This window comes from Limosilactobacillus sp. (assembly GCF_051873035.1).
GTDB lineage: Bacteria > Bacillota > Bacilli > Lactobacillales > Lactobacillaceae > Limosilactobacillus.
Genome location: NZ_JBJEEL010000072.1, coordinates 1 through 15,866, shown reverse-complemented (window position 1 = coordinate 15,866; position 15,866 = coordinate 1). Strand labels below are relative to the sequence as shown.

Here is a 15,866-nt window from a genome sequence, read left to right as displayed (position 1 = left end):
AGAAAGGCGGATAATAGTTAATGAAAAAGTTTTTTACAGTTCTTGGTGGAATGGGTACTTTGGCAACTGAAAGTTATGTCCGGCTTTTAGACCAGCGGACCCCGATTCACCGCGACCAGGATTACCTAGATTACCTGGTGGTTAATCACGCCAGTGTTCCGGACCGAACCACGTGGATTTTAGACCACAGTAAGCCTAATTATAACCTGGACCTGATTGAAGATATTAAACAGCAATCGCTGTTAAAACCGGCCTTCTTTGTTTTAATTTGTAATACTGCCCACTATGCCTTTGATCAGCTGCAGGCGGCGACTGATATTCCAATCCTTAACATGTTGGAAGAGACTGTTAAAGAGATTAAGCGGATCAAGCCGGATGCTAAGAAGGTTGGCTTGCTGGCTACCCGGGGCACTGTTGAAGCCGGGTTATATGATGACTACATTAAAAAGGCGGGTTACGAAGAAGTAAAACCGACGCCAGAAATTGTTGATATGACGGAGGACCTAATCTATCACGACATCAAAGAAGCCGGTCACTCGGATGGGCAAAAGTTCCACGGGCTAGTTCGGCGGATGGTGGAAGAGGAAGGCGCCGATGTGGTAATTCTAGGGTGCACGGAATTGTCGTATGCCCAGGAAATGAATCCAGAAACTGAGTTCCCCGTTGCCGATTCGCAATCCATCATTGTGGACCGGTCCCTGGAGAAGGGGATGGAACTTGAAGGACGGACAAATAATTAAATAGTAAAAGGGGAGTGGGCCGACTTCGTCTTTCGACGCGAAGCTAGCCCCTGGAACTCCCGCGAGCACAAATGGCCTCAAGCGTTCAGGTTTCCTGAATGCTTGAGGCCATTTGTGTACCGCGTTCTAATCGAGATAACAGACTTAAGTCAGTCCCTTTTTGGTAGCCAGATTTAGTTTTAGGGGCAACTATGTTAGTCTAATTAGCAAAACTAATTAGACACTATTCGAAATTAAGTAAAACAGCGATAAGTGCCTTTTAATTTAAACGTAGAAATTTGATTTTTTGGATTGAAAACGTCTAATGTCCGGTGTAACCTGATTCTTGGCCCTTTAAAATATTAAGCGTAACTTGATGTTTTGAGGGTAATTTCAGATAAAGGGAGGTGAAATCAAAAATGCTAAAGATAGTAAAACGTAATCAACCGATAAGAATGCTGCTTGCACTTATTTTGATGTTTATCGCGTTTTTCCTGGCCACACCTGCTAAAGCGGCAGGGGCAAATGACGCGCCAGTGGTAGCACAGGTACCGGCATCGGCAGCAACGACTAATCAATCAGTGGATCAAGCTAGCCCGGTATCGTCAACGGCTCCTGGTCAAACTGAAGGGGCGACTACTTCTACTACTCCGGCGAATAATCCTGCTGGACCAGGCAATACCACTTCGCCGACGGATTCGCAAGGCGATGATCAGGGTAATCAGTTGACGGCAACTAAGGTTGATCTTCATGTTACCGTTAACGGTCAACCGTTAAGTGATAATACGACAATTGATCAATTTACGCCTTTTAATATTAACTTCGGCTTCGATTTTAGTGGTCAAGACGTGAAAAACGGCGATTACTTTGACTTCACCTTACCAAGCGGTCTCCGGGTGCCGGATGAGCAATTCCCGGTTGTGGACCAAAGTACTGGTACGGTGATTGCCAACGTAACGGTTAACAGTGCGGATAATACCGGTCGGGTGGTCTTTAATAGCGTTGGTAGTGATGCTAAAGGGGCATTTAATATTCAAATGAATGTTGATACGACTAAGGTACCGGCCAATAAGGAAACCCCGATTAACATTAGCGTCAATGGGGAAAATAAGCTTGCCGGAAGCTTTATTTATACCCCGGGGACGGTTAAACCAGATGAAGTATTTAGTAAGTATTCTTACAATGATACTTTAGGGCCGGACAAGTCGAACCCGAACGATACCAACCCGTCGTACTACACACCAGATGATATTACCCATGGTAACCTGACCTATGCTTTACGGATTAATCCCGGAGCAAGGCGCGGTATTAATGGTACGACAATTAATGACCAGTTAACTACTCCCGGTTATCGCTATGATCCGGATAGTTTCTTGGTTTACCGGACGACGTGGACCTATGCAAATGGAAACTGGAGCAATGGGTCTCTCGAATACGATGGTAGTATTCGGCCAGTGATTGCTAGTGATGGTCGGAGCTTTACGCTTGATTTTGGGGATGCAGTTGATGGCCAGGGCTTTGTTGTTTTTTACCGCTTACTGGCATATGATGCCAATGGTAAAAAGTGGGTTCCAGTAAATCAATTACCAGTTGCTGAGCAGCCAGCCAATGGAACAATTATTGGCAATAATGCTGTTTTAAAGTCAACCAACAACGAGCCGGTTTACTACAACCAAACCATGCAAATCCATTCTAGCAATGGGTCTGGTAGTATCTCTAATTTTAATATTCAGGGTACTAAAACATGGAATGATGGTAATAATGCGGCTGGGCAACGGCCGACTTCCATTACCATCGACTTATATGCAGATGATAACCCTACCCCGATCAGAACCGTTACAACCGACGCTTCGCAAAATTGGGAATATGTCTTCACCAACCTACGGCGTTACCGTGAAGGTGAAACTGGTGCCCAAATCAGGTATCGGGTTGTCGAAGAACCCGTTGCTAATTACGTCACTACTTACAATGGCTATAACACGGTTAACACTTATGTTGCACCGGTTAATGTCAAGAAGGTTTGGAACGATGATCACAACCATGATGGGGCCCGGCCAACTTCCATTACCGTTGATTTATACCAGAATAATGTTAAGACTAACCAACAATTGGTTTTAAATAATAGTAATAACTGGCAAGGATCACTTGCTGATCTGCCCGTCTATGATATTTACGGTAATAAGATTAGTTACACCTGGCGGGAAGCAAATGTACCCACTGGCTATACGGCTCGTTATGATGACCAAACTAATACCATTACGAACACGTACACGCCAGCTAAGCCGACAACCACTAGTGTCGCTGTTAATAAAATCTGGGCCGATGATAATAATCAAGATGGTTTGCGGCCAGGTTCAGTGACGGTCGAGTTACTGGCAGATGGTCAAGCAACCGGCCAAACGGTCACCTTAGATGCTACTAATAATTGGGCAGCCAGCTTTGATAACTTAGCGGTTACTAAGAACGGTCAAGCAATTGTTTATACGGTTCAAGAAAAGGCGGTTAATGGTTACACTAGTACGGTTAGCGGTGATGCTGAGCACGGCTTTACAATCACTAATACTCATACACCGGCGACCGTTGATAAGGCCGTAAACAAGGTCTGGGTCGACGGTAACAACCAGGACGGTCTGCGGCCAGGTTCAGTGACGGTCGAGTTACTGGCAGATGGTCAGGCAACTGGTCAAACGGTCACACTAAACGCTGGTAATAACTGGCGTGGCGGTCTGTCCGGTTTAGCTGAATACGCTAATGGTAAGAAGATTACTTACACGTGGCGAGAAGCTAATGTGCCAACTGGCTACACGGCAACGGTTGATGGTGACACGATCACTAACACCCACACACCGGCGACCGTTGATAAGGCTGTAAACAAGGTCTGGGTCGACGGTAACAACCAGGATGGCCTGCGTCCGGACTCAGTAACGGTCGAGTTACTAGCAGATGGCCAGGCCACCGGCCAAACGGTCACACTAAACGCTGGTAATAATTGGCGTGGCGGTCTATCTGGCTTAGCTGAATACGCTAATGGTAAGGAAGTTACTTACACGTGGCGGGAAGTTAACGTACCAACTGGCTACACGGCAACAGTTGACGGTGACACGATTACTAACGCACACACACCGGCCACTATTACTAAGATGGTAACCAAGCAGTGGATTGATGGTAATAACCAGGATGGCCTGCGTCCGGCTTCGATTATGGTTAATCTGTTGGCTAACGGTAAAGTTGTTAAGACGGTCGAGCTCTCTGCCCAAAATAATTGGACGGCATTTATCACGAACTTAGCACAATTTGCCGATGGTCAATTAGTCGACTATGAATGGCAAGAGGTTAACATCCCTAATGGTTACCAGTCACGAGTTAATGGTGATACGATCACCAATACTCACGTTCCAGCAGTCACGACGGTTAACGTCAAGAAGGTTTGGAACGATGCTAATAACCAGGACGGTTTACGGCCAACGACAATCACAGTCCAACTCCTGGCTAACGGTCAAGTAGTCGCTGAAACTCAATTGAGCGCTGCTAATGACTGGACAGCCTCCTTTAGCAAGTTGCCAGTTAATAGTCGTGGTCAAGTAATTTCTTACACGGTTAAGGAAGTCAATGTACCAAGTGGTTACCAAAGTGTCGTTACTCGTGATGGTGACAATTTGGTAATTACTAATACCCACGTCCCAAGTGTTCCCGGGAAACCTGATACACCAAGTGTTCCCGCAACTCCGGGGCAGCCAGGGCAACCTTTCGTGCCGGGTCAGCCAGTTACACCAAGCCGGCCAGTGGTTCCACAACACAATCAACCGCAACCTGAAAAGACAAGTGGGGAACTTCCACAGACTGGTAATAGCGACCCGCTCGCTATCCTAGGTCTAGGAATTCTTCTTGGTGAAATGGCCCTTGGTTTAGCAGTTAAGCGCTCTTAATTAATCAATGCTCACGACCTATTTTGAAATGTGGTCGTGGGTATTTTTATTTTTCATGGTTAACCTTTCATATGATTGGTCTAGTCTATTTCAAAAGTGTTAAAATATAGCGGTTAGTATTGTTGTACTGAAATTGGCGTAAGGAGGAAGATTAATATGGGTTCACCGGTTTACATTCAGATCCATAATCAACTGCGCGAGAACATTGAAAGTGGTAAGTGGCACGTTGGACAGAAAATTCCGGCGGAACGGGAACTGGCTAGTCATTTTGATGTCAGTCGGATGACATTGCGACAGGCGATCCAGGCCCTGGTTGATGAGGGAATTTTAGAACGCCGTGTTGGCTCAGGAACCTTTGTGGCTAACCGTAAGGTCCAAGAAAAGATGGCCGGGGTGACCAGTTTTACCGAGTTGATGCTGGCGGCCGGGAAAACACCATCGAGTAAGACCATCTCCTACCACCTGACGGTCCCGTCACAAACTGAGATTGAGAAACTGCAGTTAGCACCAGGAGATCAGGTACTACGGATGGAACGGATTCGTTCGGGTAACGGTGTTCCAATCTGTTATGAGATTGCGACCGTCCCGGCAAAATTAGTTAAGAAGTTCAGTCGGGAAGAAATCACGACATCGTTTTACCGGACTCTGGAACAAAAGGCCCACCTGTACCCGGGACACGCCACCCAGCATATTTCGGCCACTAAGGCAACCGAACGGATCGCCACCTACTTGCAAATTAAACGGGGGGACCCCCTGTTACAGATGACCCAGTTATCATACTTACAAGATGGGCGGCCGTTTGAATACGTTCATACCCAATATGTGGGCTCCCGTTTTGAATTTGTCCTAGAAAAATAGCCTTTATTCTATTCGGGAATGTTGTTATATTAATAGCAATCGAAAGGCGGCTGAATTCTATTAGCCGTATTAACTGTTGTCAGATTTTTGAAGGGAATATTAGAAAGTAATGAAATACAATTATCCGGACGATAGCCTCGCCCTACACACTGACGCCTATGAACTAAGCATGATGCAGACCTTTTGGAAGCAGGGGATGGGAAACCGGCGCGCGGTTTTCGAAGCCTTCTTCCGTAAGATGCCATTTAGTAACGGTTACGCTGTTTATGTCGGCTTAGACCACATCATTCGCTACATTAAGAACCTCCACTTTACTGCTAGCGACATTGATTACCTGAAGTCCACGGGGCAATTTGATGATGGCTTCCTGGAATACCTGCGTGATTTTAAATTCACTGGTTCCTTGCGTAGCTTTGAAGAGGGGGACTTTGTCTTTAACCACGAGCCGATTTTACAAATCGATGCACCGATTTTAGAAGGCCAACTGGTTGAAACAGCCATCCTGAATATCCTTAATTATCAAATTACGGTTGCCACCAAGGCTTCGCGGATTCGGTCCGTCGTTGGTGACCAGAGTATCATGGAATTTGGTTCTCGTCGGGCTCAAGAATTTGATGCATCGATTTGGGGAACACGGGCGGCTTACATCGGCGGCTTTAACGCGACGAGTAACGTCCGGGCCGGTAAACTCTTCGGTATTCCGATTTCAGGGACGCACGCCCATGCCCTGGTTCAGGCTTACATGAGTGACTATAAGGCCTTTAAGGCATACGCACTGACGCACCATGACTGCGTCTTCTTAGTTGATACCTTTGACACGCTTAAAAGTGGGGTGCCGAATGCGATCCGGGTTGCCAAGGAATTTGGCGATAAGATTAACTTCCAAGGGGTTCGGATCGACAGTGGTGACATGGCCTACCTTTCTAAGCGGGTGCGGACGATGCTGGATGAGGCTGGTTTCCCAGATGCGAAAATCTTTGCTTCTAATGGCTTGGATGAAAAGACCATCCAGAACCTGAAGATGCAGGGGGCCAAAATTGATGTCTGGGGAATTGGGACTAAGCTAATCACAGCTTATGACCAGCCAACTCTGGGGGCCGTTTATAAGATGGTTTCCTTTGAAAACGAAGATGGCGAAATGGTTGATACCATCAAGATTTCTAATAATGTCAGCAAGATGTCTACGCCGGGGAAGAAACAGGTTTGGCGGATTAACGACCGGATTGATGGTAAGAGCGAAGGGGACTACATTACCTTAGCAGACGAGGATCCCCGTAAGCTGGATAGCCTCAACATGTTTAACCCGAACTTCCCACTCCAACAAAAGGACGTCAGTGATTTTACCGCCCGGCCAATGCTTAAAGATATCTGGAAAGACGGACAGTTTGTCTACAATGAGCCATCCCTAGAGGAAATTCGTGACCACCGGACGGCTAGTCTAGCGGCACTTTGGGACGAATACAAGCGGGACCTTAACCCTGAAGTTTACCCGGTTGACCTTTCCAAGCGCTGCTATGACAACAAGATGGAACTAATCCACCGCGTTAATAAGTATGTTAAGGGGCTAAAGTAATAAGGAGGAAGAGCAATGCGTGAATTGCAAGCAAAGATTATTAAGGCACTAGGAGTTCATCCCCAAGTTGACCCTGCTACAGAGGTTCAACGACGGGTTGACTTTATCCAAGAATTCCTTCACAAGACGGGGATGACGACCTTAGTTCTAGGAATCTCCGGTGGACAAGACTCATCATTAGCTGGCCGTTTATGCCAGCTAGCGGTTGAACAGTGCCGGCAGGCGGAACCAGCTAAGCACTACCAATTCATTGCCGTTCGCTTACCATACGGTGAACAGGCTGATGAATCGGATGCGATGAAGGCGATCAATGACTTTATCAAACCTGACCAGACCATGCGGGTAAATATCAAGTCCAGTACGGACGCAATGGTAGGTGCCGTAGAAGCAGCCGGAGCCACAATCAGTGACTTTAACAAGGGAAATATCAAGGCCCGGGAACGGATGATTGTCCAATATGCCATTGCGGGTGCCAATCACGGTGCCGTAGTGGGGACGGACCACGCGGCCGAAGCAGTAACCGGCTTTTATACCAAATTTGGTGATGGTGGTGCCGACATAACGCCGCTGTCCGGTTTGGATAAACGCCAGGGGAAGGCACTGTTAGCATACCTTAACGCCCCGCAATCCTTATATGAAAAGGTGCCGACAGCCGATCTTGAGGACGACCAGCCGATGCGGCCGGATGAAGAAGCCTTGGGCGTTCGTTACGAAGAGATCGATAATTACCTGGAAGGACACCAGGTGGACGATGCGGCTGCTGAAAAGATTGAGGCCTGGTACCTGCGTACCCAGCATAAGCGTCACCAGCCGATTGCACCTGCTGATACCTGGTGGAAGTAACTTAGACGGAGGATTCAATGGATCAACAAACAGTTCAACTCGTTAGCCAGCAACTACCTGATTTACGCACTAAGCAGGTTGACGCGGCGCTTAAATTAATGGACGCGGGGAACACGATCCCCTTTATTGCCCGTTACCGAAAGGAAATGACTGGTACTCTTGATGAAGTTCAGTTACAGGCAATTCGGGACCAGTACCGTCACGTCACGAGTTTGCGGGAACGGCAGGAAACGGTAATCAATAAGATTAAGGAGCAGGGAAAGCTGACGGCGGCCCTCGAAAAGCAGATTAAAGACGCTACCGACCTGCAGACGGTTGAAGACCTTTACTTGCCGTATAAGCAAAAGCGTCAAACTAAGGCGCAAAAGGCCCGTGACTCTGGGCTAGCACCGCTGGCTAATTGGCTGTTAAACTATCCTGATGGTGACCTGACGGTGAAAGCAGCTGAATTTACCAATGCTGACGTAGCAACAGCGGCGGATGCGCTCGCGGGGGCTCATGAAATCTTAGCCGAAGCGATTAGTGAGATGGTAACGGTGCGCTCCTGGTTACGTAGTTATACTAATAACCACGGGCAAGTGGTGACTAGCCTTAAAAAGGGTGGCGAAGAAAAGGACGAGCTAAAGACTTACCAGCAGTACTACGACTTCGCAAGTGCCGTTAAGGACCTTAGTTCATATCAGATCCTGGCGATTAACCGGGGTGAAAAAGAGGGCGTACTAAGTGTGAAGGTATCCGTCGATGAAGACGCCGTCCTTAACTATTTAAAGTTCCGCCTAATCCGGACTAGTAAGTCTAATGACGCGACTGCCTTTATTATGGCGGCCGCCACTGATTCATATAAACGCTTCCTGGGTCCGGCGATTGAGCGTGAACTCCACCGGCAACTAACGGCCAACGCGGATCAACAGGCAATTAAGGTCTTTGGCGAGAACCTATACCACCTGTTAATGCAGGCGCCGATTAAGGGCAAGGTTGTCCTGGGCTTTGACCCCGCCTACCGTACCGGCTGTAAGTTAGCCGTTTTAGACGAGAATGGTAAGTTTTTGACCAAGGCGGTTATCTTCCCCCATAAGCCAGCGCCGGAAAAGCAGCGGGCCGCGGCTGAGGGTGAATTTATTGACCTCTTGGAGAAGTACCATGTTGAAATGATTGCAATTGGTAACGGGACTGCCAGCCGGGAGTCGGAGCAATTTGTCGCTAATGCTTTAAAAAAGATTAACCGCCCGATCTACTACGTCATTGTTAATGAAGCCGGGGCATCGGTTTATTCCGCCAGCCAAGAAGCCCGTGACGAATTCCCCGACCTACACGTGGAGCAGCGGAGTGCCATTAGTATTGGCCGCCGTTTGCAAGATCCGTTAGCCGAATTAGTTAAGATTGATCCCCAGTCAATCGGGGTTGGTCAATACCAGCATGACCTGCCGAAAAAGGAACTCAGTGGCGAATTGGATGCCGTCGTCGAACGAGCCGTTAACCGTGTTGGGGTTAACCTTAATACGGCCAGTTATCAGTTATTGAGCCAAATTTCGGGACTAAACAAAACGATCGCGAAAAATATCGTTAAGTATCGTGATGACAATGGCCGTTATACCAACCGTAAGCAGTTAAAGAAGGTACCGCGGCTCGGACCGAAAGCTTACCAACAGTCCGTGGGCTTTTTACGGATTGTTAATGGAGAAAACCCGTTAGATAATATGGATGTTCACCCAGAGAGTTATCCGATTGCGGCCAAGATGATGGAGAAGGCCGCCGTTGCGGTTGCCGACCTCGGTACGCCGGCAGCTACTAAGCGGTTAAAGAAGCTGAATGTGACGGACTTTACGACGGATAAAGCCGGTGAAGCGACGGTTAATGATATTGTGGCGTCCCTGCAAAAGCCGGGCCGGGACCTTCGTGATTCGATGCCAGCACCGCTACTCCGCCATGATGTGATGACCATCGAGGACTTAAAGCCGGGGATGCAGTTGCAGGGAACCGTCCGTAACGTGGTCGACTTTGGTGCCTTCGTGGATATTGGGGTCAAGCATGATGGCCTGGTGCACATCTCGAAGATGACTAAGAAGTTTACGCGGGACCCCCGGTCGGTGGTTGCCGTGGGCGATATTGTTGATGTATGGATTGACAGCGTTGATTTGAAGCGGCAACGTATCCAGTTGACCATGTTGAAGCCGGCGGATACGAATGAATAACCAGGAATTACAAAAATTAACTGAACAGTGGTCGGTGGAGTACTTTCACCGGCCATTTGTTCATCAAATCTTCTTTAACCGGCGCCTCCGCACCACTGGGGGACGCTACCACTTGGCAGATGGCCACATTGATATTAACCCCTTGATGTATACCGAATTTGACCTGGAGAATCTTAAAAGGGTGGTGTTGCATGAGCTTTGTCATTACCACCTCCACCAGACTGGTCAAGATTACCGCCACCGGAGCGTCGCTTTTCGAACTCTACTAGCGCAGGTGGGAGGTTCACGCTATGCACCGCCGACGAGTCGGGCGCGGAGGAACAACAAGCGTCGTTGGCGATACCAGTGTACGGGCTGTGGTGTCGTGATTGCTCGGCAACGCCGGTTTAATACGCAACGATATGTATGTCGTCGTTGTGGCCACCATTTTAAGCTGTTATCACAAAGAAATTAACGGAGATTGGGGATAATAAACGGTGCCTTTTGTCAAGAAAAATAGTGTACGTGGGGTAAGTCCCTTTTTGGTAATTTCAATCACCTTTGGCGGGCTAATTATCAGCGGAACACTGCTTTTAATGTTGCCAATTGCCACTAAGAATGGTCAGGGAGCGAGTTTTACTGATGCACTCTTTACCGCTACCTCGGCGGCCTGTGTAACGGGCCTGGTGGTGCATAATACCGCAACCTATTGGACGCTTTTTGGCCGGCTAGTCATTTTAGCGTTAATTCAAATTGGCGGCCTCGGGGTCGTCACCGTTGTGATCGGTATCCGGGCGTTTCGCCGGCAGCAGATTGGTCTCCGGGAGCGAACACTAATGCAGGAGTCATTGTCGGCATCTAGGATCGGTGGGGTAATCCGCTCAACCCAGTTCATTATTTTGGTGGCCGGGATGGTGGAACTCTGTGGGGCCCTATTATTGCTACCGGTTTTCGTTCCCCAGTTCGGCTGGTGGCGGGGCCTCGGCGAAGCGGTATTCCACGCGATTTCGGCCTTTTGTAATGCGGGCTTTGACCTTTTGAGCACTAACCGGCCGTACCAGTCGCTGATGGCCTATGCTGGTAATGTTCAGTTAAACTTGGTAATCATGTTACTGATCCTAATCGGTGGGATTGGTTTTATTACGTGGATTGATGTTCGTAACCATGGCTGGCACATTCGCCGGTACAGTTTGCAGAGTAAGCTGGTATTGACGGCCTCGGCGGTCCTTATTGTTGTACCAACCATTTATTTTTTTAGCTGTGAATTTACTTCCCTACCATTTAAACAACGTTTATTAGCGGCCCTCTTTCAAACGGTTAGTCCACGGACGGCCGGTTTTAATACGGTCCCTCTTGACCACCTAACGGATAATGGAAAAATGATGACAATCATTTTAATGCTGGCGGGCGGTGGTACCGGATCAACGGCCGGGGGAGTTAAGCTGACAACCGTAAGCGTACTCTTTAGTGCCTGTTTAGCGGTTATTCTACGCCAGCGTGAGGTGACGGCTTATGGTCGCCGGATTGCACCGCCGACGGTTTTCCGGGCGGCAGCCATTTTTTCGTTATACCTCTTCTTGTTAAACGGGGCCGCAATGGTAATTAGTGGACTAGAACACTTGCCCCTGCTGACCACGTTATTTGAATGTGCATCGGCACTAAATACGGTGGGGCTAACTCTCGGTGTAACCCCAGCCCTCCACCTTAGTAGTCGTATGATTTTAGTAGCCTTGATGTTTATCGGTCGGGTGGGCAGTCTGACAGTGGTCTTTGCGGTCGGCAGTCATACCCAGAAATTTCATGCCCATTACCCGGCGGAAACAGTCAATGTTGGTTAGGAGGAAAAATGGCAAAAGATAAAATTAGTTCAGTATTAGTAGTCGGCCTGGGGCGTTTTGGCTACCATGCCGCACGGAAGTTCAATGAATTAGGTATTGATGTGATGGGGATTGACAAGGTTGAAGACCGGGTAGCATCAGCAGCGGATGTCTTAACCCGTGGGCTGATTGGTGATACAACTAGTACAGACTTTTTAAGCGGATGTGGTGTTAATAACTTTGACCTCTGCGTTGTCACCATCGGCGGGGACTTTGAGGCCTCCTTAGAAACGACGTGGCTATTAAAGGATCTTGGAGCGGTCAAAGTGATTGCCCGGGCTAGTTCGGCCATGCATGAGCAGTTTTTACTGCGCAACGGTGCCGACCAAACGATTTATCCGGAGCGTCAGGATGCCACCTGGCTGGCCTATCGGTATAGTTCACCCCACATCCTGGACTATACCCGGCTCGACCAGAACAATGCGATCTTTGAAATTGAGGTACCGGCCGCTTGGGTGGGGCGTTCCCTAGTCGAGATTGATGCCCGACGACGGTACGACCTGAACATTGTCGGTATAAAGCCGATCGGGGGCCAGGTTTCTACCCACATTGACCCGGAAGAGCGGCTGACCACCGGGACCACCTTACTGGTGAGCGGCAGTGCCCAGGTAATTCTCAAGTTATTTCACTAAAAAATAAAAAAAGTACTTGTCAACAAGTAGTCGGCTTGCTATAATACTATTTGTTGATGCGGCCATGGCGGAATTGGCAGACGCGTAAGATTAAGGATCTTATGGTCGTTTTAGACCGTGGAGGTTCAAGTCCTCTTGGCCGCACTACTAAAAACACCTGACTGGTTTTACCGGTCGGGTGTTTTTTTATTTTTACTAAAATAAAATTTTGTTTACTATCTTCCTTAAAATGAAAGCGCTATACTTAAAGTGTACGATTTCATAAGGAGGTTTTCGTTAATGGATGCAGATATCAAGTGGTTAGATGACCCGGAGACGTTCCGGGTTAACCAGTTGCCAGCACATAGTGACCACCACTTCTATGGTAACTATACTGAATGGCTTCATCATGACAGTCGCTTTGTCCAGTCCCTCGATGGTCAGTGGCAGTTTAAGTTTGCCGCTAATCCCCAAGAGCGGCAGGAGAATTTCTTTGCTCCCGACTTAGATAGTAGTGACTTTGACCAGATTGAAGTCCCAAGCGAAATCGAGCTAAGTGACTATGCTCAAAATAATTACATCAATACCCTGATCCCTTGGGAAGGGAAGATTTACCGGCGGCCAGCCTACGCGGTTGATGGTCAGAATAAAGAAGCGGGTTCGTTTAGCCAGGGGGCTGATAACACCGTTGGCATGTACCGGAAGGAATTTGATCTGGCACCAGACCTGCGGGGCAAGAGTATCCGTGTCCGTTTCGAGGGTGTTGAACGGTCAATGTACCTGTGGCTAAACGGCCACTTCGTTGGTTATGCCGAAGATAGCTTCACCCCTTCAGAATTTGACCTGACGCCATATATTCAGGATGAAGGAAACGTGATGGCGGTTGAAGTCTTTAAGCACAGCACAGCTTCGTGGATTGAAGACCAGGATATGTTCCGCTTCTCCGGGATTTTCCGGTCCGTTGAATTGATGGCCCAGCCAGTCACCCACGTGGAAGATCTGACCATCCGGCCAACGGTTGATGATGGCTATCAGGACGGTCACTTCAACTTGGATTTGCAGCTGGCTGGTGAGCAGGCCGGGGAGGTCCATGTCCTCGTTAAAGACGCGGACGGCAAGATCTTGGTCGATCAGACTAAACCAGTCGCTGAACAGGTTTCAACTGACGAGGTCGCACTAAAGGGAATCCACCTTTGGGATAATCATAATCCTTACCTCTATCAACTCTTCGTTGAAGTTAAAGACCAGCAGGGCCAGTTAATTGAACTGGTTCCGTACCGCTTTGGCTTCCGGCGGATTGAAATTAATGCGGACCACGTCGTCCTGTTGAACGGTCAACGACTTATTATCAACGGGGTTAACCGGCACGAATGGGATGACCAGCGCGGTCGGTCCGTTACGATGGCCGATATGGAAAGTGACATTAAGACCTTTAAAGAAAATAATATTAATGCGGTCCGGACTTGTCACTACCCTGACCAGTTACCTTGGTACCAACTATGTGATGACAATGGTATCTACATGATGGCGGAAAATAACCTGGAGTCACACGCTACTTGGCAGAAGATGGGCAAGGTTGACCCTTCCTATAATGTTCCCGGCTCGGTTCCCCAATGGAAAGAAGTCGTAGTTGACCGGGCCCGGACCAACTATGAAACCTTTAAGAACCACCCGGCCATTCTCTTCTGGTCACTGGGGAACGAGTCCTTTGCTGGTGATAATATTGCGGCAATGGGACGCTTTTACAAGGAACACGATGACAGTCGGTTGGTTCACTACGAGGGCGTTTGCCATACTCACGATTACAGTAAGCAGATCCCGAGCCTAGCTAAGGATACCTACTTACCGGCTGGCGGAACGAAGGACTACCGTGACCAGATTTCGGATGTGGAAAGCTGGATGTACCTGCCGCCAAAGCAAGTTGAAGAGTATCTCCAAAATAATCCGGATAAGCCGTTCATGGAGTGTGAATACATGCATGACATGGGTAATTCTGATGGTGGAATGGGCTCTTACATTGAGTTGTTGGATAAGTACCCTCAATACTTTGGGGGCTTTATCTGGGACTTTATCGATCAGGCACTCCAAGTCAAAGACCCCGTCAGTGGTCGGATGGTAATGCGCTACGGCGGTGACTTTGATGACCGGCATTCAGACTATGAGTTTTCAGGTGATGGCTTGATGTTCGCTGATCGGACACCAAAGCCGGCAATGCAGGAGGTACGGTACTACTATGGCTTACACAAATAAATTACACGTTATCTATGGTGACGGTTCACTGGGTGTTGGTGGCGACGATTTCCACTACATCTTTTCCTATGAACGCGGTGGCCTTGAATCACTAAAAATTGCTGGTAAGGAATGGCTCTACCGGACGCCAACACCAACATTTTGGCGGGCAACCACCGATAATGACCGGGGGAGCGGTTTTAATGTTAAGTCGGCGCAATGGTTAAGTGCCGACTATTTCCAGAAGTGCGTTGGCATCAGTGTTAAGGTTGATGACCACGATTTCGCTGGTCTACCGCTCGACAATAACCACTACAGTAATGACGAAACAGCAGAACGAGTATCAATCACTTATACCTTTGAAACCTTAACCGTCCCATCCACGACGGTTACTGTTGAGTACACGGTTGAAGTTGGTGGACCAATTACTGTTCACGCTCACTATAGTGGAAAGGCCGGCCTACCAGAGTTACCAGTCTTCGGTATCCGGATGGTTATGCCAACGGCGGCGACTGGCTTTGAATATGCGGGCCTTTCTGGTGAAACTTACCCTGACCGGATGGCCGGTGCTAGCCACGGGACTTTCAAGGTAAAGGGCCTGCCGGTTGCTAAGTACCTGGTTCCACAGGAAAACGGGATGCATATGGCCACCGACTGGGTAACCATTACGCGGCAAACTACCCAGAACAATGCTGACCATTCTACGACACCATTCCAGTTAAAGGTTGCCAAGGATCAAGCACCGTTTGCCTTTAGCTGCCTGCCATACACAGCAGAAGAATTAGAAAATGCTACTCATATTGAGGAGTTGCCATTAGAACGGCGGACAGTGTTAGTAATTGCTGGTGCAGTTCGTGGTGTCGGTGGAATTGATAGTTGGGGGGCTGACGTTGAGCAGCGTTACCACATCCCGGCTGATCAAGATATCGACTTTAGCTTTATCCTAAATGCCAAATAACCTTGAAATAAAATAGGTGGCTGCGGGGAAATCCCGCAGTCACTTATTTTTATTTGGCAGATTGTAAAATTTAAGTTGAACATTTTAGTGGACAGAAAAAC

11 protein-coding genes and 1 tRNA gene are annotated in these 15,866 nt (G+C 48.3%); all 12 read left to right on the top strand.

Features of this window, described 5'->3' with window-relative positions; all coding sequences use genetic code 11:
- Positions 1-20 precede the first annotated feature (20 nt).
- The 12 genes from ACI31H_RS07450 to ACI31H_RS07395 all read left to right on the top strand — a co-directional run bounded on the left by ACI31H_RS07450 (position 21) and on the right by ACI31H_RS07395 (position 15,765).
- Positions 21-740 (top strand): aspartate/glutamate racemase family protein, encoded by a 720-nt coding sequence (locus ACI31H_RS07450; protein ID WP_439771354.1) that lies wholly within the window; start codon positions 21-23, stop codon positions 738-740.
- 398 nt (positions 741-1,138) lie between these two features.
- Positions 1,139-4,645: a Cna B-type domain-containing protein gene (locus ACI31H_RS07445; RefSeq protein ID WP_439771353.1), complete on the top strand. Its 3,507-nt coding sequence runs from the start codon at positions 1,139-1,141 to the stop codon at positions 4,643-4,645.
- Positions 4,646-4,801: 156 nt separating this feature from the next.
- On the top strand, positions 4,802-5,503 hold the full coding sequence (locus tag ACI31H_RS07440; protein WP_439771352.1) for a GntR family transcriptional regulator: 702 nt from the start codon (positions 4,802-4,804) through the stop codon (positions 5,501-5,503).
- Between the two features lie 109 nt (positions 5,504-5,612).
- Positions 5,613-7,076: a nicotinate phosphoribosyltransferase gene (locus tag ACI31H_RS07435; protein WP_439771351.1), complete on the top strand. Its 1,464-nt coding sequence runs from the start codon at positions 5,613-5,615 to the stop codon at positions 7,074-7,076.
- Between the two features lie 15 nt (positions 7,077-7,091).
- On the top strand, positions 7,092-7,919 hold the full coding sequence (gene nadE / locus ACI31H_RS07430; protein ID WP_439771350.1) for an ammonia-dependent NAD(+) synthetase: 828 nt from the start codon (positions 7,092-7,094) through the stop codon (positions 7,917-7,919).
- A gap of 17 nt (positions 7,920-7,936) precedes the next feature.
- On the top strand, positions 7,937-10,111 hold the full coding sequence (locus tag ACI31H_RS07425) for a Tex family protein (protein ID WP_439771349.1): 2,175 nt from the start codon (positions 7,937-7,939) through the stop codon (positions 10,109-10,111).
- Positions 10,104-10,565, top strand: a complete 462-nt coding sequence (locus tag ACI31H_RS07420) for a SprT family protein (RefSeq protein WP_439771348.1) — start codon at positions 10,104-10,106, stop codon at positions 10,563-10,565. Before ACI31H_RS07425 ends, ACI31H_RS07420 begins: the two co-directional genes overlap by 8 nt.
- 67 nt (positions 10,566-10,632) lie before the next feature.
- Complete coding sequence (locus ACI31H_RS07415) at positions 10,633-11,928, top strand: TrkH family potassium uptake protein (protein WP_439771347.1); 1,296 nt, start codon at positions 10,633-10,635, stop codon at positions 11,926-11,928.
- An 8-nt stretch (positions 11,929-11,936) separates the two neighbouring features.
- Complete coding sequence (locus tag ACI31H_RS07410) at positions 11,937-12,599, top strand: potassium channel family protein (RefSeq protein WP_439771346.1); 663 nt, start codon at positions 11,937-11,939, stop codon at positions 12,597-12,599.
- Positions 12,600-12,657: 58 nt separating this feature from the next.
- Positions 12,658-12,743 (top strand) — tRNA-Leu (locus ACI31H_RS07405).
- A 135-nt stretch (positions 12,744-12,878) separates the two neighbouring features.
- Complete coding sequence (locus tag ACI31H_RS07400) at positions 12,879-14,828, top strand: glycoside hydrolase family 2 TIM barrel-domain containing protein (RefSeq protein WP_439771345.1); 1,950 nt, start codon at positions 12,879-12,881, stop codon at positions 14,826-14,828.
- Positions 14,812-15,765 (top strand): beta-galactosidase small subunit, encoded by a 954-nt coding sequence (locus ACI31H_RS07395; protein WP_439771344.1) that lies wholly within the window; start codon positions 14,812-14,814, stop codon positions 15,763-15,765. The genes ACI31H_RS07400 and ACI31H_RS07395 overlap by 17 nt, the downstream gene beginning before the upstream one ends.
- Positions 15,766-15,866: the final 101 nt, after the last annotated feature.